The organism is Catenulispora pinistramenti (assembly GCF_018274385.1).
GTDB lineage: Bacteria > Actinomycetota > Actinomycetes > Streptomycetales > Catenulisporaceae > Catenulispora > Catenulispora pinistramenti.
The window spans coordinates 1-21349 of the sequence record NZ_JAAFYZ010000088.1 but is presented as its reverse complement, the minus strand read 5'-3'; the positions used below and the strand labels follow the sequence as shown (position 1 = coordinate 21349).

At 69.2% G+C, this 21349-nt stretch carries 14 protein-coding genes; 3 read left to right on the top strand and 11 right to left on the bottom strand.

The window, feature by feature from the left end:
- Positions 1–89: 89 nt before the first annotated feature.
- The 5 genes from KGQ19_RS24320 to KGQ19_RS24300 form a co-directional block, all read right to left on the bottom strand.
- The gene (locus KGQ19_RS24320) at positions 90–1073 is read right to left on the bottom strand and encodes an aldo/keto reductase (RefSeq protein ID WP_212011946.1); all 984 of its coding nucleotides are present in this window, start codon (positions 1071–1073) and stop codon (positions 90–92) included.
- Positions 1074–1154: 81 nt separating this feature from the next.
- Positions 1155–2081 carry a VOC family protein gene (locus KGQ19_RS24315; protein ID WP_212011944.1) on the bottom strand — a complete coding sequence of 309 codons (927 nt, stop codon included), beginning with the start codon at positions 2079–2081 and terminating at the stop codon, positions 1155–1157.
- An 85-nt stretch (positions 2082–2166) separates the two neighbouring features.
- Positions 2167–3024 (bottom strand): fumarylacetoacetate hydrolase family protein, encoded by an 858-nt coding sequence (locus KGQ19_RS24310; RefSeq protein WP_212011942.1) that lies wholly within the window; start codon positions 3022–3024, stop codon positions 2167–2169.
- A 17-nt stretch (positions 3025–3041) separates the two neighbouring features.
- Positions 3042–4127, bottom strand: coding sequence for an amidohydrolase family protein (locus KGQ19_RS24305; protein ID WP_212011940.1), 1086 nt, complete (start codon positions 4125–4127; stop codon positions 3042–3044).
- Positions 4124–5734 carry an FAD-dependent monooxygenase gene (locus tag KGQ19_RS24300; RefSeq protein WP_212011938.1) on the bottom strand — a complete coding sequence of 537 codons (1611 nt, stop codon included), beginning with the start codon at positions 5732–5734 and terminating at the stop codon, positions 4124–4126. Before KGQ19_RS24300 ends, KGQ19_RS24305 begins: the two co-directional genes overlap by 4 nt.
- 72 nt (positions 5735–5806) lie before the next feature.
- Between KGQ19_RS24300 and KGQ19_RS24295 the strand changes: the two genes are divergently transcribed.
- Complete coding sequence (locus KGQ19_RS24295) at positions 5807–6565, top strand: IclR family transcriptional regulator (RefSeq protein ID WP_212011935.1); 759 nt, start codon at positions 5807–5809, stop codon at positions 6563–6565.
- A 96-nt stretch (positions 6566–6661) separates the two neighbouring features.
- Here the strand turns inward: KGQ19_RS24295 and KGQ19_RS24290 are convergent, their stop codons facing one another.
- Entirely contained in the window at positions 6662–8722 is a 2061-nt protein-coding gene (locus KGQ19_RS24290; RefSeq protein WP_212011934.1) for an NAD(+) synthase, read from the bottom strand.
- A gap of 284 nt (positions 8723–9006) precedes the next feature.
- On the opposite strand from KGQ19_RS24290, the gene KGQ19_RS51180 reads away from it, so the two are divergent.
- Entirely contained in the window at positions 9007–10941 is a 1935-nt protein-coding gene (locus tag KGQ19_RS51180; RefSeq protein WP_212011932.1) for a cell wall-binding repeat-containing protein, read from the top strand.
- Between the two features lie 223 nt (positions 10942–11164).
- Here KGQ19_RS51180 and KGQ19_RS24280 read toward each other — a convergent pair whose 3' ends face one another.
- The 3 genes from KGQ19_RS24280 to KGQ19_RS52040 form a co-directional block, all read right to left on the bottom strand.
- On the bottom strand, positions 11165–12670 hold the full coding sequence (locus KGQ19_RS24280) for a UbiD family decarboxylase (protein ID WP_230419326.1): 1506 nt from the start codon (positions 12668–12670) through the stop codon (positions 11165–11167).
- A gap of 1 nt (position 12671) precedes the next feature.
- The gene (locus KGQ19_RS24275) at positions 12672–12839 is read right to left on the bottom strand and encodes a hypothetical protein (protein ID WP_212011930.1); all 168 of its coding nucleotides are present in this window, start codon (positions 12837–12839) and stop codon (positions 12672–12674) included.
- Positions 12840–13123: 284 nt separating this feature from the next.
- Positions 13124–16117, bottom strand: a complete 2994-nt coding sequence (locus KGQ19_RS52040) for an EAL domain-containing protein (RefSeq protein ID WP_212011928.1) — start codon at positions 16115–16117, stop codon at positions 13124–13126.
- Between the two features lie 302 nt (positions 16118–16419).
- Between KGQ19_RS52040 and KGQ19_RS24265 the strand changes: the two genes are divergently transcribed.
- Positions 16420–17616 (top strand): glycosyl hydrolase family 28-related protein, encoded by a 1197-nt coding sequence (locus KGQ19_RS24265; RefSeq protein ID WP_212011925.1) that lies wholly within the window; start codon positions 16420–16422, stop codon positions 17614–17616.
- Between the two features lie 510 nt (positions 17617–18126).
- On the opposite strand, the gene KGQ19_RS52035 is transcribed toward KGQ19_RS24265, so the two are convergent.
- Entirely contained in the window at positions 18127–20178 is a 2052-nt protein-coding gene (locus KGQ19_RS52035) for an InlB B-repeat-containing protein (RefSeq protein ID WP_212011923.1), read from the bottom strand.
- A 152-nt stretch (positions 20179–20330) separates the two neighbouring features.
- Entirely contained in the window at positions 20331–20900 is a 570-nt protein-coding gene (locus KGQ19_RS24255; protein WP_212011921.1) for a DUF11 domain-containing protein, read from the bottom strand.
- Positions 20901–21349 lie beyond the last annotated feature (449 nt).

Here is a 21349-nt window from a genome sequence, read left to right as displayed (position 1 = left end):
CGGGTGTAGGGGTCCACGGTTGGCCGTCGTCGGCGTCACCGGTCCCACCGGTTCCGCCGACGCCACCAGCCTCACCGGCCTCACAAGCGTCACCAACGCTGCCCGATCTGCGGAGCGATCAGCTCGTCGTAGACCGCACGCACCGCGCCGAGCTGCTCTTCGGTCAGCGGCGCCAGATCGGCAGCGGCGGCGTTCCCGGCGGCCTGCTTCGGGTTCCGCGCACCCGGGATGACCACGCTGACGCCGGGCTGGTCCACGATCCAGCGCAACGCGAACTGCGCCATCGCGACGCCGGCCGGCACCAACGGCGCCACCCGGCGCACCGCCTCAAGGCCGGTGGCGAAGTCGACCCCGGAGAACGTCTCGCCGACGTCGAAGGCTTCGCCGTGCCGGTTGTAGTTGCGGTGGTCGTTCTCGGCGAACGTGGTGTGCTCGTCGTACTTGCCGGACAGCAGCCCACTGGCCAACGGCACCCGGGCGATGATGCCCACCCCGGCCTCACGGGCCGCGGGCAGCACGTCCGCGAGCGGGCCGAGCCGCAGCATGTTCAAGATGAGCTGCACGCTGGCCACCCCGGGCCGCGCGATCGCCGTCAGCGCCTCGGCGCGGGTCTCGACGCTGACACCGTATGCGGCGATACGCCCCTCGGACACCAGCGTGTCCAGCCCGTCGAAGACCTCGTCACTGGAGTACACCGGGGTCGGCGGACAGTGCAGCTGCACCAGATCGAGGGTGTCGACGCCCAGATTCTTCCGCGACCGGTCGTTCCACGCCCGGAAGTTGTCCAGCGTGTAGGCCTCCGGCACCTGCGGCACCCGGCGCCCCATCTTCGTCGCGACCGTGATGTCCGCACCGGGCCGGGACTTCAGGAACGTCCCGATCAGCTGCTCGCTGCGTCCGTCCCCGTAGACATCGGCGGTGTCCAAGAACGACACCCCGTCGTCCACGGCCGCACCGAGCGTGGCCAACGCGTCGTCCTCGGCCACCTCGCCCCAGTCCGCCCCCAGCTGCCACGCACCCAGCCCGATCACTCCGACCTGCCGACCGGTACGGCCCAGAACCCGCTTCTCCATCTGATAAGTCCTTCCATGCTCAGGACACCGCCAGGCGCCACAAGCGCCATTAGATCACCACGATGCCCAGCGCACCCCGCCTCACCGCACCGAATGCGCGCCGGTCATCATCGCGGCCAAGTCATCGGGATGTAGGAAGGACGGCGGGGGCGGCGGACCCCAGGCATAGAGCCCGCGGGCGCCTTCGAGGTCCTCGGGCGTCCAGAGTTGGTCCTCGACGATGCAGTCCATATCCGAGTAGTACTCGGAGAAGTTGCCCGCCGGGTCCTTGAGGTACCAGAAGAAGTTCGAGCCCCCGTAGTGCCGCCCCAAGCCCCAGATGTGGCGCTCGGGCCGGCCTTCGAGCATCGCGGCCGCGCCCCGCCCGACGTCGTCCACGTCATCGACCTGCCAGGAGGTGTGGTGCAGGAAGTTCACCGGAGCCGACAGGACCAGGACGTTGTGGTGGTCGGTCGAGCAGCGCATGAAGGTGCCGACATCCTTGATGCGGTCGCTGACCTTGAACCCCAGGCCTTGCACGAAGAAGTCCGCGGTGGCGCGGTAGTCCACCGTCCCGAGGACGGCGTGGCCGAGCTTGCGGGGCCGCACCGGCTCGGTACGCAGGAAGCCCGGCGCGCGCCGGCCGGCCCGCTCGATCCGTCCGGGTCCGTTGTAGACGCTGGCCGGCACGGGATTCTGCTGAAGCCGCGGAGCTGTCTCAAGCCGGACCCGAGCCCCCGTCACGGGTTCGACGGCCGCCAAACCGGCCTCGGTCATCACCGGATCCGCCGTCCCGAGGCGGCTGAGGTTCGCGGCGGCACGCAGGACGTCGTCACGATCATCAACGCCCACCCGCAGCTCGACCAGGCGCCGCGTCGGTGCGTGGACGATCCGCAACTGGCGCCCGGCATCGGTGGTGCTGAACCAGTTGTCGGCCTCGGGCGAAAGCCCGAAGTCGGCGTAGTACGCCGCTGTCTCCTCGACGTTCGGCACCCCCATCGTGACCGAGAGCAATGCGTGCAGGCTCATGGCCGCTCCATTCGTGTACTGACTTACTTCGGGTCCTGGCTACCTTGGTCCTGGCTACCTCGGGTCCTGGTTGCCTCGCGCCTTGCTAGGCCGGGTCGGCGACGAAGCGATGGCGCATCTCCCCGATGCCCTCGATGTGCGTGACAAGCTCGTCACCGGCCGCGAGCCAGCGCTGCGGGTCCCGGCCGAGGCCGACACCGGCCGGGGTGCCGGTGAACACGACGTCGCCGGGCAGCAGCGGGGCGACCGCCGAGAGCTGTTCGATCAGCTCGGACACCGAGAAGATCAGGCTGCTGGTCCGGCCCAGCTGCATCTGTTCGCCGTTGATCGCGCAGCCGAGTTCGAGGTCGTCCGGATTCGCGAACTCGTCGACGGTGACCAGCCACGGCCCGACCGGCCCGAACCCGGGGAACGACTTGCCGAGGCTGAACTGCGGCGGGACGGCCGCCATCTGGCTGATGCGCTCGGAGATGTCCTGGCCGACGCTGAGCCCCGCGACGTGCTGCCAGGCGTCGGCGCGCGCCACCCGATGCGCCTTCGTCCCGATGACCACGACGAGTTCGACCTCCCAGTCGGTGTGGCCACCGGCCGGCAGCCCGATCTCGCCGTAGGGCCCGGTGATGCACGAGGGGAACTTCGTGAACACCGGCGGCGCGGTCGTCGGCTTCGTGAAGCCGGACTCGGCGGCGTGCTCGCTGTAGTTCAGACCGATCCCGAACACCTGGCGCGGCGCCGGAGACGGCGATCCGAGCTCTTCGCGGGCGAACGACACGGGCTCGGGCAGTTCGGCCGAGTCGACCCACTTGCGGAACTCGTCCCAGCGCTCGAACACGGCGGCGGGCTCCGGCCCGAACCGCCCGTCGCTGGCGGCGTGGATGTCGACGGCCCGGTCGCCGTCGCCGATGATCAGGCTGGCACGGTCGTTGACGGTGGCGATGCGCATAGTTGTTCTCCGTAGGGTTACGCGGGCGTGTACTCGACCCCACCACACCAGACGCGGCTGATGGACGAGGTCGCTTTGATGTCTTGCAACGGGTCGCCGTCGATCAGCACCAAGTCGGCGCGGCGTCCCGGTTCGACGGTGCCACGGTCGTCAAGGCCGAAGTAGCGGGCGGGCAGAGACGTGGCGGCCCGCAGCGCGTCCACGGCGCTCACCCCGGCATCGAAGAGCAGCTGGAGTTCGTGGTGCAGGCTCTCGCCGTGGCTGATCCGCGCCGGGACACCGACCGCGGTGTTCGCGTCGGTTCCGGCCAGGATCGGGACGCCGGCCCGGTAGAGCTCTGAGACACCGTCGCGCGGCACCTCGTAGCGCGCGCCGGGCGGCGCCGACTGCTCGATGATGCCCTCCATCATCGACAGGGTCGGGACGACGATCCGCCCCTCGGCGGCGATCCGGCTCGCGGTGGCGGCATCGACGGGGCGGTCCATCGGCACGTGGGTGAGCACATCGGCGCCGGCCAGCAACGACTTCTGCACGGCGGCTTGGTGCGAGGCGTGCGCGACCACGAGCCTGCCGTGTTCGTGGGCTGCGATGACGAGGGCGTCGAGGGTGGCCTGGTCGTGGTCCGCCCCGGAGCTGCCGACGACGATCTTGATGTAGTCCGAGCCCTCGGCGACCCGTTCGGCCACGAACGCCGCCGCCGCGTGAGCGCCGTGCACGAGCCCGCGCTGACCGACGACCGGGATGTGGGAGTGCCCGCTGCCCGGCGCGATGGCGGGCGTCCCGGCGCTGCGGATATCGGTGAAGCCTGCGATACCCCGCAGCGAGTCTACGAACTCCGGCGGAGCGCTGCCCATATCGAGTGCCGTGGTCACCCCGAAAGCGGCGAGCTGTTCCAGGTTCTCGCGGCCGTACAGGTGGACGTGCGCGTCGATCAGGCCGGGAAGCAGGACGCCGCCTCCGCCGTCGACGACCCGGGCCTGCCCGGTAGTCGTGTCGGCGACGAGCCGGCCCTGTTCGAAGACGACGGTACCGACAGGCAGCAGGCGCCGGCCGTCGAAGACGCGGACGTTCGTCACCGCGGTGCGGTGCGGTTGCTCTGTCATGATGCATCAGCCTCCTGCTTTGTCTTCGGGACGCCGCGTCCGCGCAGAGCGCTTCCGACAGCCAGGTCGAGATCGATGCCCGCAACGGCATCCGCGCGCCACGCGATGTGCTGGTCGGGCCGCACCAACAGAAACTCCTCGCGCCGAACATCACCGGGCGGTGGCTCGAACAGCGTCAACGGAACGCCGAGCTGCTCGGCACGCTCTACGAGCACTGCGACGCCCGCCCGATCCGCCCGGATCGGGCCGACGAGCGTGAAGCCCGCGCCTAGCCGATCGTAGAGCGATGAGCCGTCGGGCAGCCAGCGATGCGGCAGCCGTGCCCCCGGCTCCGTCGTCGGCGTGTAGCCCGTCTCCTCGCCATCGCTGGCACGCGGACGCAGGCCTGCCGGCTGAACGATCGGCGATCCGGCGTAGCTGTAGCCGAGGACGAGTCCGAGGCTGTGGAACTCGGCGTGCTTCGCCGTCTGGATCGCCTCCGCGTCCTTCGGAAGCGCGTTGGCGAGTGCGGCCAGGTTGCTCTCAGCGCTGCGCACCGTCTGTTCCACGACACCGCGCCGCTCGGCCTCGTAGCTGTCCAGAATCCGCGTGGGCGCCCAGCCGTGTTCGACCGCTGCGATCTTCCAACCGATGTTGACCGCGTCACCGACGCAGGTGTTGAAACCGTGCCCGCCCCACGGCGGATTCAGGTGCGCACTCTCGCCGACAAGGAAGACCCGGCGCTCACGGAAGCGTTCCGCGACCAGCATCCGGGCCGTCCACGTGTCGGTCGCGACCAGCTCGTGCTCGACGCGATGTCCGACGAGCCCGGCGATCAGCTCCTCCGCGTGCCGGACTCCGTAGTCCGCCTCGACCCCCGGCAGGATCGCCCACCAAGTACCGTGCAGGTCGAGCCGTCCCAGCACCCCGGCGCTCCGCTCGCCGACCACCCAGTACTGGACGGCCGGACCGAGCGGACTGTCCAGCTCGGGCGCGCGGAACACCACGTTGAAGTTGGGGCGCAGGTCAGACCGGCCGGCGTACCGCACGCCGACCTGCTCGCGTACCACGCCGCTCGCGCCGTCACAGCCGAGCACGTAGCGGGCGCGAATCAGATAGCTGATCCCGGCGTCGTCGCGGATCGTGACCGTGACGCCTTCCTCGTCCTGAACCAGGTCCGTCGCCGCGTGCCCGAGCCTGAGATCGACGCCGGGTAGCCCACGGACGTGGTGGCGCAGCACCTCCTCCACGACCGGCTGCGGAACCTGCTGGCCCGCCTCGGCATAGCGGTCGTCACGTTCGACGGTGAGGCCGAAGGCGTTGTCGAAGTCGGTGATGCGGCGCCCGGAGAGCGACTCGCAGAACGTCACGCGCTGCGACCAGGCGACCGGCAGCGGGGCGGCTGCGCGCAGCGAGTCGGCGACGCCCCAGCGGCGCAGGTGCTCCATCGTGCGGATGTTGGTCGTCTTGGCCCGCGGCCGGAGGTGGGAGACCTCGGTGCGGGGTTCGACGACGACGCAGGCGACGCCGTGCAACCCGAGTTCCGCAGCCGCGGCCAGGCCGGCCGGGCCGGCACCGACGACGAGCACGGGGGTGTGCTCGGCGGAGTTCAGAACAGTTGCGTTCACGCGATGCATCGTCGATCGGAGTGCGGCAGCGGCACAGTAATGATTTCATTGAATGAAACGAAGGAGTGGCACATGGCGGACGACACGCCGCGCGCCCGCGGGCGTCGACCGCCGCAGGGCGAACCGGTCCTGGACCGCGCCTTCCGCCTGCTCGAATGCTTCGGCCCGGCGAACCGATCGCTCTCCCTGGCGGCGCTCAGCGACCAGTCCCAGCTGCCGAAGGCCACGACGCTGCGCCTGGCCCGCAAACTGGTTGAGCACGGCGCACTGGAGCGGACGGACAGCGGCGAGTACGTCATCGGCCTACGGCTGCTGGGAATCGCCTCGCTCGCACCGCGCGGCCACGGCCTCCGCGCCACGGCGCTCCCCTACCTGGAGGACCTGCACCACGCGACCGGTCAGCACGTCCTGCTCGCGGTGCGCGACGGCCACGAGGCCGTACTCATCGAACGGCTCTCGGCGCGCGGAGCCGGCCGGGTGGCGTACCGCGTCGGCGGCCGGATGCCGCTGCCCTCCACCGGCGTCGGCGTGGCGTTGCTCGCCCACGCACCCCGCCCGGCCCAGGACGAGATCGTCGGCCCGAACACCGAGCTCCGCACGCTCCTGGCCGCGGTCCGGCGCGACGGTTTCGCAGTGGTCTCACGCCTGAGGCCGGATCCGATGACCTCCATCGCGGCACCGATCCTCGACGGCCACCGCACGACGATCGCCGCCCTGTCCGTCGTCACCCGATCGGAGAACGTCGACCCGGCAGCCCTGAGCCCGGCCGTCGTCGCCGTCGCCCGGGCGATCTCGCGGGCGACGGCGGCGCTTGGCGCACAGGTGGACTAGCCCTTCTCAGCATGTCGCGGCGACCCGCAGCTGAGTGCCTGGCCCGCCTGGCTCTCCCAGTTCTCCTCGCTCGCCTGACTCTCCCAGCTCGCCTCGCTACCGTTCTCCCCGTCCTCCGGCCTGGTCGAGAACGTCCAGCCGTGCCAAGTCCCGCAGCCACGCGTCCGCCGTACCGTCCGACGGCGCCCGCCAGTCGCCGCGCGGGGACAGGGCTCCGCCGGCCAGGACCTTCGGCCCGTTCGGCATGGCCGAGCGCTTGAACTGCGCGAAGGCGAAGAAGCGGCGGCAGAACACCTCAAGCCAGTGCCGGATCTGGTCCAGGTCGTACGCCACCCGCTTGGCCTCCGGGAAGTTCGGCGGCCAGGCGCCGGCCTCCGGGTCGTGCCAGGCGTGCCAGGCCAGGAAGGCGATCTTCGAGGGGCGGAAGCCGTACCGCAGGACGTGGAAGAGGGTGAAGTCGTGGAGCGCGTAGGGGCCGATCTTGTCCTCGGTGGACTGCAACTCCTCGCCCGGCACCAGCTCCGGGCTGATCTCGGTGTCGAGGATCGCCAGCAGCGTCTCGTTGGCCTGCTCGTCAAACTGACCGGTGCCGACCACCCAGCGGATCAGGTGCTGAATCAGGGTTTTGGGGACGCCGGAGTTCACGTTGTAGTGGCTCATCTGGTCGCCGACCCCGTAGGTGCACCAGCCCAGCGCCAGCTCCGACAGGTCCCCGGTGCCCAGCACGATGCCCCCGCGCTGGTTGGCCAGCCGGAACAGATAGTCGGTGCGCAGACCGGCCTGGACGTTCTCGAAAGTGACGTCGTACACCGGCTCACCCGAGGCGAACGGATGGCCCATCTCCTGCAACATCAGCCGCGCGGTCGAGGTGATGTCCAGCTCAGCGGCCGTAACTCCGAGCGAGTCCATCAACTTGTGGGCATTGCCCTTGGTGTGCTCGCCGGTGGCGAAACCGGGCATGGTGAAAGCCAGGATGTCGGTACGCGGCCGGCCCGCACGGTCCATCGCCTGGGCCGCGACGATCAGCGCGTGGGTCGAGTCCAGCCCGCCCGAGACACCGATCACCACCTTGGGATTCCCGATCGCCCCGAGCCGCTGTTGCAAGGCACTGACTTGAATGTTGTAGGCCTCGTAACAGTCCAGGGCCAGCCGGTCCGAATCCGCCGGCACGAACGGGAACCGCTCAACCGCCCGCCGCAGCCCCAGATCCGCATCCGGCGGCTCAAGCAGGAACGGGACCCGCCGGAACTCCTTGGTCGCGTCACCATGCGCCCGACGATTCTCATCGAACGTACCCATCCGAGCCCGCTCCTGCCGCAGCAGATCCAGATCCACATCCGCGACGGCCACGCTGTCCCCCAGCGGGAACCGCTCGGACTCAGCCAGCAGCGCACCGTTCTCGTAGATCATGGTCTGGCCATCCCACGACAAGTCCGTGCTCGACTCACCAAGCCCGGCCGCCGCATAAACGTACGCGGCCAGGCACCGCGCCGACGCCGACCGGCACAGCAGCTTCCGATCCTCAGCCCGCCCCACGGTGATCGGACTACCCGACAGATTGACCAGCACCGTAGCCCCAGCCAACGCCGCCTCCGCACTCGGCGGCACCGGCACCCACATGTCCTCGCAGATCTCCGCGTGCAGCACCAACCCCGGCACGTCCCCAGCCTCGAACAGCAGATCCACCCCGAACGGCACACTCTGCCCCCCGACCTGGATCATCCCCCCACGCTCATCCTCACCCGAAGCAATCTGCCGCCGCTCATAAAACTCCCGATAGTTCGGCGGATACGACTTGGGCACCACCCCGAGCACCCGCCCCCGATGCACCACCACCGCGCAGTTATAGATCCGATGCCGATACCGCAACGGAGCCCCCACCACCAGCACTGTCATCAACCCCACCGACGCCGCCACAACCTCCCCCACAGCCGCCTCAACCTCATCAAGCACCACATCCTGCAACAACAGGTCCTCAATCGAGTACCCAGACAGGCACAACTCAGGAAACACCGCCACCGCGACCCCGTCATCGGCACAACGCCGAGCCAAACGCACAACAGCCTCGACATTGGCAAGCGGATCAGCAACAACCGTGTGCCCCGTACACGCGGCCACACGCGCAAACCCGTGCTGGTAGATAGACCAGAAGTTCAATGGGATTCCCTGGACGCTGCGGATAGATCAAGTGCGGACGGATCAAGAGAAGGCTACGCGCCCGCGCGGTACCGCAGCGCAACGTCCCCGCCGAAACGGGGCAAACTAGTCGGCTGAACGCCGCTAGCGGAGCCACGCTCCCGCTCCTTCGCAGAATCGCAGCCGGCCGACCAGTCCAGCCATTTCGAACGTACGCCCGAATGCGCAGACTTGATGATCTCTGAGAAGCCCAGCCAATGCGAAGATGCGATCCGCTACTGACAAAGCATCCTGGGGGACGAACAATGAAGCGATCCAGCCGTGTCACGACGGTTGCCCTGTCCGCACTCATCGGGACGGCGGGCCTGGGTTCCGCAGCATCGGCGAACGCCGCGGCGACGCCCGCGTCCGGACCGGTACACGGCCGGCTGGCCTTCCAGACCACGACGAACGGCAGCCTCCCGTGGTCCCTGGCGACCATGGACGACACAGGCACCGGCTACGCCCCGATCAAGCTCTCCGGGGCGGTGCCGTCGGACCCGCGCTCGCCCGTCTTCTCTCACGACGGTGAGCACGTCGCGTTCATCGGTACGAACACAGCCACCAGCGACTTCGCGGTGTTCGTCGCCAACGCCGACGGCAGCGACAGCCATGTCGTCGTCGCGAAGTCCCCCGACCAGTGGCACAGCATCGACCAGGTGGCGTGGTCCGCCGATGACAGCACCCTGTATCTGGGGTTCCAGCCCGACGCCGACAACGAGACGATCCAGATCTGGCAAGTCGCGCTGGACGGTACGGGCCTGCAGCAGGTCCCCGGCCTGGCGCCGAGCTTCGAACAGGTCGAGCCCGAGGTCCTGGCGGACGGTCGCCTCGCCTACAGCGACGGCAGCGGCAACGACGCCATCATCTTCGATCCGAAGACCAAGACCAGCTCCACCTTGCCCACGAAGCTGGAAGGATTCCTACCGTTCACACTGTCCCCGGACGGGAAGCGGATCGCGCTGATCGAATCCAGGAACGGGAAGCAAGCACTCGACGTCTACAACATCGACGGCACAGGGCTACAGACCATCGCCTCCTACACGTCCAACCCGACAGCCCCCGCATGGTCGCCGGACAGCGCCGAACTGCTATATCCGCAGAACGGCTACTACGTCCACGACATGACCGGGACGGGTCCGGACACCGCCATCAACACCCCCGCCGGTGTCCCGGTCAGCGACGTCTCGTGGATCGCACTCCAGCCGACTCCCACGCCGACTCCCACGCCCACTCCGACCCCGACCCCGACCCCGGTCTCCGGCCAGCCCACCGTCCACCGCATCGGCGGGGACACCCGCTACGACACCAGTCGGCTGGTCTCGGGCGCGCAGTGGCAGGCGGGCCAGGCGAATGCCGTGGTCTTGGCGCGCGGCGACGCGGCGCCGGACGCGCTGGCGGGCGTTCCGTTCGCCGCGCATGTCCACGGGCCGTTGCTGCTCACGAACCCGGCAGCGCTCGACACCGCGACGCGCGGCGAGATCGACCGAGTGCTCGGCGGTCCGCAGACCCACAAGAAGATCTACATCCTCGGCGGTAAGAACGCCGTGTCGCCAACGATCGAAAGCGAACTGCGTGCCGCCGGCTACACCGTCATCCGGTACGGCGGCGACAGCCGATACGACACGGCGCTCCAAATCGCCCGCGCATTCGGACCCACGAGCCATGTCATCGTCGCGACCGGCCACAACTTCCCCGACGCGCTGTCGGCCGGGCCGTTGGGCGCGGCTGAGAACGCCCCGCTCGTGCTGTCGGACGATGGCGTCCTGGACGCCGCCACCTCCGCGTTCATCGCCCAGCACTCGGGGATCGACCCGGTCGGCGGGCAGGCGCAGAAGGCCGTCGCGACGCTGAACACCACCGGCAAGACCGTCAACACGACGTTGGCCGGTGCCGACCGCTACCTCACCGGCGCCGACGTGGCCACCCGAATCGCGCAGGTCCTCGGACACGCCCCGGCCGCGATCGGCGTCGCGTCCGGAACCGTGTTCCCGGACGCGCTCACCGGCGGCGCCTTCATCGCCAACACCGGCGGCGCGTTGCTGCTCACCGACCCGGCGTCGCTGTCGGCCCCGGCCAAGGCCGTGCTCAGCGGATGGCGGTCACAGCTGACCACCGTCGAGATCTTCGGTGGGAGGTCCGCGGTAGGCGACTCGCCGTTCGCCTCGATCGTCAGCGTCGTCGGCGGACGCGTCGGCTGACAGAGCCGATGGACACAGACGAAGTCTGATCTCGATTTTGTGTGAGCGTGCCGGCTGCCCGTGGTCGAGTAGCCGGCACCCTTAGATCCACTACATCCACACCGGAAAAGGAGTCCTCCTCAGCTTCCCCGCCCAGGCCGAGCTGAGGTCGAGCAAGCTGCCGTCATCAAGGTCGAATCCCCTCGTGCCTGGATTCGATCCACTCCTGTGGTGCGGATTCGGCTCACTTATAGCCGTACCCCTCCCAATTCGTGAGCACCCGCTCCTGGATCTCCGCCGGCCAGCCGTTCTCGAAGCTGCCCTTCACCGGCCGCGCGCCCGCCGGGAAGAGGTCGGCGAGTAGGCAGTTATAGATCACCTTGCCGGCCATGAAGGTGTGTTGTTCCTCTTCCGAGAGGTACACCGCCAACTGCATGCTCACCTTGTGCGGGAAGTGGAACTCGCCGCGCTCGGGGTGGGAGCGGGTCGCGAAGGCCCAGACCACCTGGCTCAGGTCCGTGATGTCGACGTCGTCCTCGACGACCAGGATCTTCGGGGCGTTCACCGACGGCTTGCCGGCGAAGATGACGTCCGCGATCCGGTCGATCAGTTCGGCCGAGGACAGCTTCGAGGTCTCGTGCCAGTCGCCGCGTACCGCGATCGTCAGCCAGTGCACCGCGGCCTCGAAGTTGTACCAGCAGGAGGCGATCGGCAGATCCGCCTCGCGCAGCAGGTACAGGATCTCCGCCGCGCTGGTCGTGCCGATGATCGTGTGGTCCTCCTCGACCGGCGGGCCGGCGGCCACCACCGGCTGGATCGCGTCGTCCCGGTAGGTCACGGCCGTGACCCGGAACAGCGCCTTCGGCGAGGCGTCGGTGGCGATGTAGCCGGGGAACTCGTTGAACGGACCCTCCATGACGGTCTCGTCCAGGGAGATGTAACCCTCGACGACCATTTCGGCGGTCGCCGGGACCAGCAGGTCCACGGTCTGCGCCGGTACGAGCTCGATCCCCTCGCCGAACAGGGCCCCCAGGTAGTGGCTTTCGTCCTCGCCCTGCGGGATCGGCATGCCGCCGACGAACGGCAGGCCCGGCTCCACACCGATCGCCAGCGCGATCGGCATCGGCTTGCCCTCGGCGGCCCACAGGGCGCGGATGACACCGAGGTGCTGCGGCGCGGGGATCAGACAGGCGAGCGTGTCCCGGCCGGCGATCATCATCCGGTTGATCGACCAGTTCGTCCAGGACCCGTCCGGCGTGCGGACGATATTCATCCCGTAAGTCTGGAGGTACCGGCCGCCGTCGTTGCCGTGGATCAGCGGCGTGGGGAAGGCGAACAGGTCGATGTCGTCACCGACCACGATGTTCTGCTTGCACGGCGCCGAGGCCGCGTCCACGACCACCGGCGGGATGCCGGGCTTGGCGCGCGCCGCCGCCAGGGCCTCCACGATCTCCTGGCCGGTCGCCTCCGCGGGCAGCCCGACGGCCAGGGCGATCCGCGCGAACCGGTGCTCGCCGGAGCTCAGCGCCCCGGGCGCGCCGAACAGGCGGAACCCCGTGCCCTGATATCCGGTCAGGTTGGTGAACAGCGGCGCCGGGGCCAGGAGGTCGTAGGAACGCCGGATGACCGCTCCGGCTTCGAGGTTCCAGTCGACCTCGGCGTCGATCCTCTGCACGTCGCCGATCTCGTCCAGTGCGGCGATGAACTCTCGCAGGCTCTTCAAGTGCGTCATGGTCCTGTCGTCTTCCATTTCACTCGCCCCAGCGGGGAAGGTCGGGAACGTCGATGCCGAGCAGGTCCAGCGCACGGCCGGCGGTGTGCTCGACGATGGCCCCGACGCTGTCAGGTCGGAGGTGGAACGCCGGCACCGGCGGCATGTCGTCGTCCCGCGCCGCGGTACGTATGAGAGTCTTGATCATCGTCGCCGGAGCGGGCAACCGATCCGCCAGTATGTGGGACAGGTCATCACTGTCCCACTACCTGATCGGGCGTTCGCTGCCGCCGCAGCCTCGACCTTCGATCCCGATACGATCCCGATCCCGATCCCCTGGCTCACAGCCCGGAACCAGCCGACCGGGACGCGGCCGAAGCCTGGCTGGACCGCGAGACCGACAACCTCCTCGGCACGGCCCGGGACGCCCTGACCCACGTCGAGAAGGACCATCACCTCACCCCGGACGCTCTTCCGATTCCGGACACCGCCTCAAAGTACTGATCCCAGCAGTTCATGAACGCTGTCGGCGTTCATCGGCCGGCCGAACAGGAATCCCTGGCCGAAATCGCACCCGATGCCCTTCAGCGCCGCCCACTGATCCCGAGCTTCGATCCCCTCGGCGACAACCGAGATGCGCAGTGCCTCAGCGATGCGGACGATGCCTTCGACCAACGCCAGTCCGTCCGGGGACTCAGTGATGCGGGCCACGAAGGACTTGTCGATCTTCAGGATGTCGACCGGCAGTTCACTGAGATGACTCAGCGAGGAGAAGCCGGTCCCGAAGTCGTCCAAGGCTATGCGCACACCCAGATCCTTCAGTCCGCCCAGGATCTTCCGCGCCTTGTCGCCCTCATACGGCAGCAGCGAGGACTCGGTGAGTTCGAGGACCACCAGAGCCGGCTCGATGTCGAAAGCGTGCAGTGCCGTGGCGACCACGTCCGCGAAGCCGCGGTCTGCGAATTGCTGCGCGGAGACGTTGACGGCGACCCATATGTCGTCCCCCGAGCGCGCGGACCAGCCCGCCGCCTCCTGGAGTGCCTGACGCAGGATCCACCGCCCGAGCGGTACGATCTGGCCCGTCTCCTCGGCCAGCGGGATGAACCGGTCCGGCAGCAACAGCCCGTGCTCCGGGTGCGGCCAGCGGACCAAGGCCTCGAAACCGACCACCCGACCGCCGTCGAGCTCGACCACCGGTTGGTAGTCCAGCCGGATGTCGTGCTCGGCGATGGCGCGGTCCAGGCTCGCGCGCACCGCCGCGCGCCGGACGATCTCCTCGTGCAGCTCGTTCTCGTACTGCCGCCAACCGTGTTTGCCGCCCCGCTTCGCCGCGTACAGCGCCAAGTCTGCGTTCCGTAGCAGCTCCTCGGCACTGGAGCACTGAGGACTGCCGGCCAACCCGACGCTCACGGCGGCCGCGACCTGTTGGCCGTCAAGGGCGAAGGGCTGCGCGAACGCCGCGATGACCCGCCCGGCCAGGTCCTGCGCCGCGGCTGTCCCCGGTACGCGCTCAAGCACGACTGCGAACTCATCGCCGCCGATGCGCGCCACCGTGTCCGCGGGCCGCAGCGCCGCGGACAGACGGCGACCGGCGGCCGACAGGAGCTGATCGCCGACGCTGTGCCCCTTGGTGTCGTTGACTTCCTTGAAGTCATCCATGTCAAGCAGGATCAGGTAGAGCGGCTCGGTTTCGGACGCCGCGGCGAAGGCCTCCTGCAACCGCTGTTGGAAGTAGCGCCGGTTGGGCAGGCTGGTCAGCGGGTCGTGCAGGGCCTGCTCGGTGAGGCGATTCTCCAGTTCCCGCTGCTCGGTGACATCCCGCAGGGTCAGGACGACGGCTCCGACGGTCGGATCCCGGCGCAGGTCGTCGGCGGTGACGTGAACGTCCCGGCGACTGCCGGAACGACGCAGGACCCAGTCGATCCGGCCCGCACACCCGGCCGCCACCAGATCGCGGGTCCGGTCGGCGTTCTCGTCCCCGACCAGTTCGCGCACCGTCTGCCCGATGAGCGGTTCGGGCGCGAAGAGCCGCAGGGCCGAGGGGCTGGCGTACCGGATCCGGCCTCCGTCCGGGACGATCATGATGCCGTCCGCGGCGTTCTGTATCAGGGTTCGGAAATAGACCTCGCCGGCGTTGCGCCGTACCTCGTTCATGAGCTCCACGCGGTCCTCGGCGAGCGCCGCCTGCGCCGCGATCGTCTCAATGGACTTATACAGCTCGGTCAGTTCGTAGACCGAGCCCGAGGCCATCAGGATGGATCGGCCGTGTTCGCCGCCGCGGACGCGGCCTGCCCGGCTGGCGAGCGGAAAGAGCAGCGCCGCCGGGTACCCGCCGGCCAGGGCGGCCAGCTCGGGCGGGAGGTCGGCGGTTCGCACCAGGCCGCTGAGCGTCTGCGCTTCGGGCACGCGGGAAGCCAGCAGGAGCCTGCGGTCCGCGGCGGGGGCGAACAACGCACGTCCGGCTCGTTCGATCGCCTCGAGGATGTCGAGCTGCCGTACGGCGGAGACCATCGCCGTGCCGGCCGCGCCGACGACGCGTTCGCGGCGGCCGGCCTTTCGGTAGTCGGCGAAGATGAGGCCGAGCCGGGTCAGCACAAGCGCGATGACCGTACCGGCGAAGACCGCGAGCACGGCGAGCTCGCCGTAGCCGTGATACGCGGCCCACGCGAGCAGCGCCACCGGTGCGATCAGGCAGGCCCCGCCGAGGACGGCGAGTCGCGGCCACGGGTTCCGGGCCGGCCGCACCGGCGCCGGCGCCCCGAGCGCGGCCATCGAGGGATGCAGCCCGGCGACGCCCCAGGCGAGATAGAAGACGAACCACCCGACGCCGAGCCCCGGCGCCGCCAGGTCGGGGTGCTGTCCGTCCAGGACCCGCGCCATGAGCGCGAGATCCGAGCCGAGACCGGCCACGGCACCCCCGGCCAACAGCCAGGCGGCCGGGTTCAGCACGTTCCCGCCGGTGATGAGTCGCGCCAGGAGGGGAACCCGGATCACGCCGGCCAGCGGATAGCCCAGAGCTACAGCGCGCTCAGCCCAGGTCAACCCGTTGGCGTCGACGTAGGGGACGATCAGGAACGCCCAGCCGAGCAGGGCCAGCGCGCAGGCCAGGGTGAGACCGTCGACCAGACCTACCCGGACGTCCCCCGAATGGCGGCGTACCAATAGGAGCAACCCGAACAAAGTCAGCAGGTAGCCGGCGCTGGACAGCACCTGGGACGCCAGCGGCGGCGAGGTGGTGACCGTGGTTCTCCCCAGGACCGCCAGCCAGGCGTTCTCCGCGGCCCAGCACGCGATCCCGGCGCCGAGCACGAACCACGGGGCTCGCGACTCCGATCTGTGCAGTACCGCGCCGCCCACCAGCGCCACGGCCGCCGAGAAGGGGGCCAGGACCCAGGTGAGCGTCGAAACCGCGGGCCAGGCCAGCCCGATGATCCCGATCGCGGCCAGCCAGAGCGCGAACAGCACCAGGAGGCCACGAGAGGTCACCGGGCCACCCGCGACCCACTCGCGCCCCGGCGAAGCCATAATTCATCATAAATCGTCCGGCATGGTCGAATAATCGCGATGCTCCGGCAGCCCGGGTCGTAGCGGCGGGCGCCGTCGAAGTCGTTCACGACGCATGCCACCGGTGGCCCAGGGCCCGAGACGCCGAGGTCGGTGGGCGGGGTACCTCGAACTACATGTGCAACGACTGTGCGCGCTTTATGAACAAGCTTTGCGACAGTGGGCCGCACCGAATCACACCGCCCATGCGCCGTTCCTGCCACTTCGTTGAGCTGGAGTTCACCATGCCCGAGCACCTTCCTTCCCGTAGAGGCCTGCTGTGGACAGCCGGGGTCGGCGCCGCCGGCGCGGCGCTTGCCACCACGCCTGTCGCGGCAAGCCCGGCAGCACCCGCGACGACGGGCTCGGCGGTGCGCAACGTGCGGGACTTCGGAGCGGTCGGTGACGGAAGCGCGGACGACACCAACGCCTTCGCCGCCGCGGTCGCGGCGGCGGCCGGCGGACCGGTGCTGCTCTACGTGCCTGCCGGGGACTACGTCGTGACGGCGTTCCCAGAACTGGCCGACGGCGCCCAGGTCTACGGCGACGGCGCCGACGCGTCCACCATCGAATACCCCGGCGACGGCACGCTGATCTGGCTGCAGAACAAGCAGCGGGTCAGGTTCAGCAGGATGGGGATCTACCTGACCTCCGGGGCGAACGCCACCGCCGTCCGCATCTCGCAATGCTTCCGCTGCTCCTTCGAGCAGGTCCTCATCCGCGGCAACCACAGCAGCGACACCTACCCGGCGTTCGTGAACCAGCAGGGCGCGGTCCTGGATCAGAACACCGGCGGTACAGCCTTCATCGATTGCGACATCAACAACCTCGGATACGGCATCGTCACCTCCTGCATCCAGAACTACGTGACCGCCTGCAAGCTGGCCACCAACCGAGTGGGCGTGCTCGGCACCGGCAGCGACTACAACGCGGGTCTGGCGATCGCCAACACCGAGTTCGTCTCCGACAACAACCCGAACACCACCAGCAGACACATCGACATCGACGGCCCGGCCAACGACTGGTGGTTGACCGGGGTCTGGTTCGAGGGTGCCGACGTCGCGATCGCCGTCGGCCGCAGCGGGATCGGCGGCCCGTCGCAGTTCGGGATGGTCAACTGCAAAATCGCCGCCCGCACCTTGTGTCTGGATCTCCAGTCCTGCCGGCAGCCGCACCTGACCGACGTCATCTTCGACGCCGACACCAGCACCGCCCCCACCGAGCTGCGCATCGACGCGACCAACTGCCCCGAGGGCACCGCCATCGGCCTGATCTCCGGAATCCGCGACGACATCGATCCCCAGACCTATCCACCGGCCTGGCAGGTACTGGGCCGTCGCGGCCTGTACAGCAACACGATCACCCTTCGCGACGGCGCCGGCGGACTATGGCGGCTGTCCGTCGCCACGGACGGAACCTTGTCGGCCCAGCGCGCCACGTAGAAACCGCACCACGACGAGGCTCAGCCGCAAGGACGATCCGGCAATGCGCACGAGGCGTCCCATGCACCCGGCACCCCGCAGCACGGACGAAAACCAGTCGGCAACACGCGCCTCAGGGCATCCGGGATGACACGCACCCACGCCTTGAAGATCACCTATCCGGCTCAGGAGCGCACTCTGGCTGAACTTTGATGACTCCCGTCGGACCAGTCGAGCAGGGGGCGCCCGGTTCTCTCTGTCAGGACTTTGCGGGTCTACCGAGGTCGATGGCGCTGTCCGCCGATGCGTCTCCGATACGCATTCAGGTAGAGCTCACTGCAACCGGCCAGCGCGCCGGATCCGTAGGGCCAGCGACCCGGATCCGTTCGCCGTGGGTGCCGGTGCCGCAGCCAAGGGGCCCGGAACGGGGCCACTCACGCCCACGAACCCGAGGCCGCCGGATGGCGCCGCCAGTGCCGTTCTCGGCAACCATGACGACGCCGCCGGCGACCGCAGGGCATTGATGAACTCCTACTCGCCGGCTCTGCGGCGCGCCCGCTTCAGCAGTACGCCGCCGATCGCCATGGCCAGTCCCGCTAGCAGGGAGGTCTCGACAAGCGGGACGGGCATGCCGGTGAAGGCCAGCTCGCGCTTCGAGTGCGGGAGCCCAGATGTCAGGGCCCGCAGGTGCGAGGCCGGCCGGATCACCAGGTGCGGGACCGGCGGCGTGGGCGGGGCCGGCGGGTTCGGTGCCGGGGGTGTGGGTGCGAAGTTCGCGGTGACGGCCGTGTCCTGGTCGAGTGTGGCCGAGTAGACCGGTGTGGCCGGGATGCCATCGCGTGTCTGCGGGCTGTTGGTCCTGTTCCAGCCGACGAATTGCCAGCCGGGTGCCGGGGTGGCGGTCAGGGTCACCGTGGAGCCGCACGGATACGGCCCCGGGCGGTCGGCGGTGATCGTCCCGCCGTCAGCCGGCTGGGGCTGCAGGGTCAGCGCGCAGTTGATCTGCGCATAGTGGGCCTGCAAGGTGGAGTCGGCATCGATCGGGACGCTCACCGAGGCGTTCTCGCCCGCCGAGGTCAGGGGACTGCCGTTGAGGGACCAGCCGGTCAGCCGATAGTTCGGGCTAGGGGCGGCGGTCGCGCTGACCAGGTTGCCCCTGGTGTACGGTCCGGGTACGTCGGCCGTCGCGGTACCGCCCGCGGTCGGCATGGAGGTCACCGCCAGGCGGCAGTAGACCGCCGGGGTCTTCTCCGGCTCCCTCGCCGCCAAGGCCGGGGCGTTCTTGCGGATCATACGTACCGAGTCGGAGGGCTGAGCCGCGGAGTCAGGGGCGCCCAGGGGCTCACCTTGATAGGTCGCCTCGGCGTCGGAGTAGCGGTTGATCCGTGCACAGCCGTTGCAGCCGCTGTCATAGGCCATGATCGTGCGCCACTTCTTGCTCGGCGCGATCCAGCCGTGGGCGTACGGGTAGTCCGTCGCATCCGGGTCGGCCACCCAGTCGTGGGTCAGGCCCAGGTTGTGGCCGAGTTCGTGCCCGAGCGTGAAGTTGGGGACGTATGCGGGGTTCATCAGCAGGAACATGCGCTTGGCGTCAGACGGCCGCGGGTTCTGCACGAAGTACCCGACGCCGACTCCGATGCTCTGGAACACCGCGATGCTGTCGACCGAGTACTTCTTCCACAGGTCGTTGTCCAGCGCCCACTGCCGGTACGCCCCGAGGTCGGCCTTCTCCACCGGCGGCAGTCCCGGCTCGGCGGCGGCCGGACCGGTGTACACCAGTCGGACCCGCACCGGCAGATTGCTGTCGACGAAGCCCCGGTTCGTCAGGTCCACGCCGAGTCGCGCCTGGTCCTTGACCTTCTCCTCGCCGCCGGCCTTGTCCGCGGCCTCCGGAGTGTAGAAGATCGCCATGTCGATGGTGCTGACGTCCGCCGCGCCGTGGCAGTCGAGGGAATCGTCATCGCGATCCCGCGCCGTCCCCGATTTCGTCGGGGTGCCCTTCGCTCGCGCTGTTCTCGCCGAGCCAGGTGTGGCCGTCGGGGTCGCCGGATCGTCCGCCGGCGCGGCCACATCGTCGGGGTCTCCCGGCGTGCCCTCGCTCACCGCCGGGTCGACCTCGGCCACCCGCGCCATGCCGGGCGAAGTCGAGGTCAGCGTGTAGGTGTGGCCGCCGGTGGAGATCGCCGCGGTCACCCGGGCCGAGGCCAGGTCGGCGTCCGTCATGGCGCCCGAGCCCACGCACAATGCGTCGAAGTGGAAGTCGGCGGTCCCGTCCGGGTCCCCGGTGACTTGTGCCGCCCAGTCCAGAGCCCCGGAGGGGCCCGGCCGACGCTGCCCTCCGGCCACCTTGACCGTGACGCCGGGGAACAAGCGCACATTGGCCTGCGGACTCTTCTCCGCCGCCCGTGCGGGGTCGCACAGCAACTTCCGGGCCGCAGCGGGATGCCACGCAATGTCGGCCGACCGCAGCGCGGCGCCGTGCACGGCGGCGGAACGTCCCGCCGCCCAGCCCGGAGCCGCCGCCAACGGCACGACAACCGCAGCCAGAGCCAGCAGGCCCGGCACCCTGACCGAACGCTTCACGCCATCATGTGACCGCATGTGACATAGATCTAACAGGCGGACAGTCAATTGCCTGTCATCGACATCAGTGGTCCGATCCCGCTTCAGCCGTCCGGCCTACCGGGCGCTACTGGATCCTGATGGGGCCCATGCTGGCATGGGCCCCCACCGGCTCAGCGGATCCACACCCGCCGGCGCCTTCGGGTGGTACCGACGCCCAGGACACCGAGACCGATCAGTGCCGCTGCCCAGCGGAGTTCGGACGGCAGGTCATCCGCGCCGGTCTTCGGCAGCACCGCCTTGGTCGCGACCTTGATCCCGTTCAGGCCGCCGGTTCCCGCCGGGTTGCTGGCGGGCAGCGGGTTCGGGGTGTCCGAGTGGGCTGTGGCGGTGTTGAAGATGTCTGCGCCGTTCCCTCGATAGGACGGCGACAGCTTCGCCGAGATCCGTTCGGTGACGATCGCGCCGGGCAGCAGCGGATCGTGCACCGGACAGGTGACGGTCTGGCCCTTGGCCCGGCAGCCGGTCGAGGAGCCGGCGAACACCAGGGCGTTGGGCAGCCGGTCGGTGACGAAGACGTTCCGGGACGCGCTGGGGCCGTGGTTGGTCACCGTGATGACGTAATCGAACGGGTTGGACACCGTCACCGGTTTGCCGTTGGCCGGAGGCACCGCGTTCTTGGTGACCGCCAACCCGGCCGGTGTAGCCACCGCCGCCGCCGATTCCCGTCGTGGTATCCGCATTACCACCGCCGCCGCCCCACAGGTGGAAACGGACATCGGTCGCCCCGGACGGCGGCGTGAACGTCTGCGTGGAACTACTGTTCCGGTAGACCAGACATTGGTTGAAGCCTGAGGTCTGCGCGGTACACGGCCCCGACGCAGCCCGCGGTTGCGGCTGCGGCTGCGGCTGCGGGCTGCGGGCTGCGGGCTGCGGGCTGCGGCTGAACGGATGCGGCGGAAGCGGCGACCAACTGCGCCATCGGCGTCGTGACCGTAACCGTTGCAAAGGCCGCTACCACCACGAGCAAGCGTTTCATCTTGCCGACCATCACATCGTCCATTCAGCTCGGATCAGGGCATAGCGATGTCAGTTAGGACCACCCCATGGCCCTGGAAACGGCGATTGCCGCCATCGCCCTCCTGCTCCCGGTCGGCGCACCGGCCACAGCCCAAGCCGGCCCACCCTCCCC

Excerpts from the sequence above, each read along its gene's own strand:
- KGQ19_RS24320 (WP_212011946.1), bottom strand. The coding sequence starts at position 1,073 with ATGGAGAAGCGGGTTCTGGGCCGTACCGGTCGGCAGGTCGGAGTGATC.
- KGQ19_RS24315 (WP_212011944.1), bottom strand. The coding sequence starts at position 2,081 with ATGAGCCTGCACGCATTGCTCTCGGTCACGATGGGGGTGCCGAACGTC.
- KGQ19_RS24310 (WP_212011942.1), bottom strand. The coding sequence starts at position 3,024 with ATGCGCATCGCCACCGTCAACGACCGTGCCAGCCTGATCATCGGCGAC.
- KGQ19_RS24305 (WP_212011940.1), bottom strand. The coding sequence starts at position 4,127 with ATGACAGAGCAACCGCACCGCACCGCGGTGACGAACGTCCGCGTCTTC.
- KGQ19_RS24295 (WP_212011935.1), top strand. The coding sequence starts at position 5,807 with ATGGCGGACGACACGCCGCGCGCCCGCGGGCGTCGACCGCCGCAGGGC.
- KGQ19_RS51180 (WP_212011932.1), top strand. The coding sequence starts at position 9,007 with ATGAAGCGATCCAGCCGTGTCACGACGGTTGCCCTGTCCGCACTCATC.
- KGQ19_RS24280 (WP_230419326.1), bottom strand. The coding sequence starts at position 12,670 with ATGGAAGACGACAGGACCATGACGCACTTGAAGAGCCTGCGAGAGTTC.
- KGQ19_RS24275 (WP_212011930.1), bottom strand. The coding sequence starts at position 12,839 with ATGATCAAGACTCTCATACGTACCGCGGCGCGGGACGACGACATGCCG.
- KGQ19_RS24265 (WP_212011925.1), top strand. The coding sequence starts at position 16,420 with ATGCCCGAGCACCTTCCTTCCCGTAGAGGCCTGCTGTGGACAGCCGGG.
- KGQ19_RS24255 (WP_212011921.1), bottom strand. The coding sequence starts at position 20,900 with ATGCGGATACCACGACGGGAATCGGCGGCGGCGGTGGCTACACCGGCC.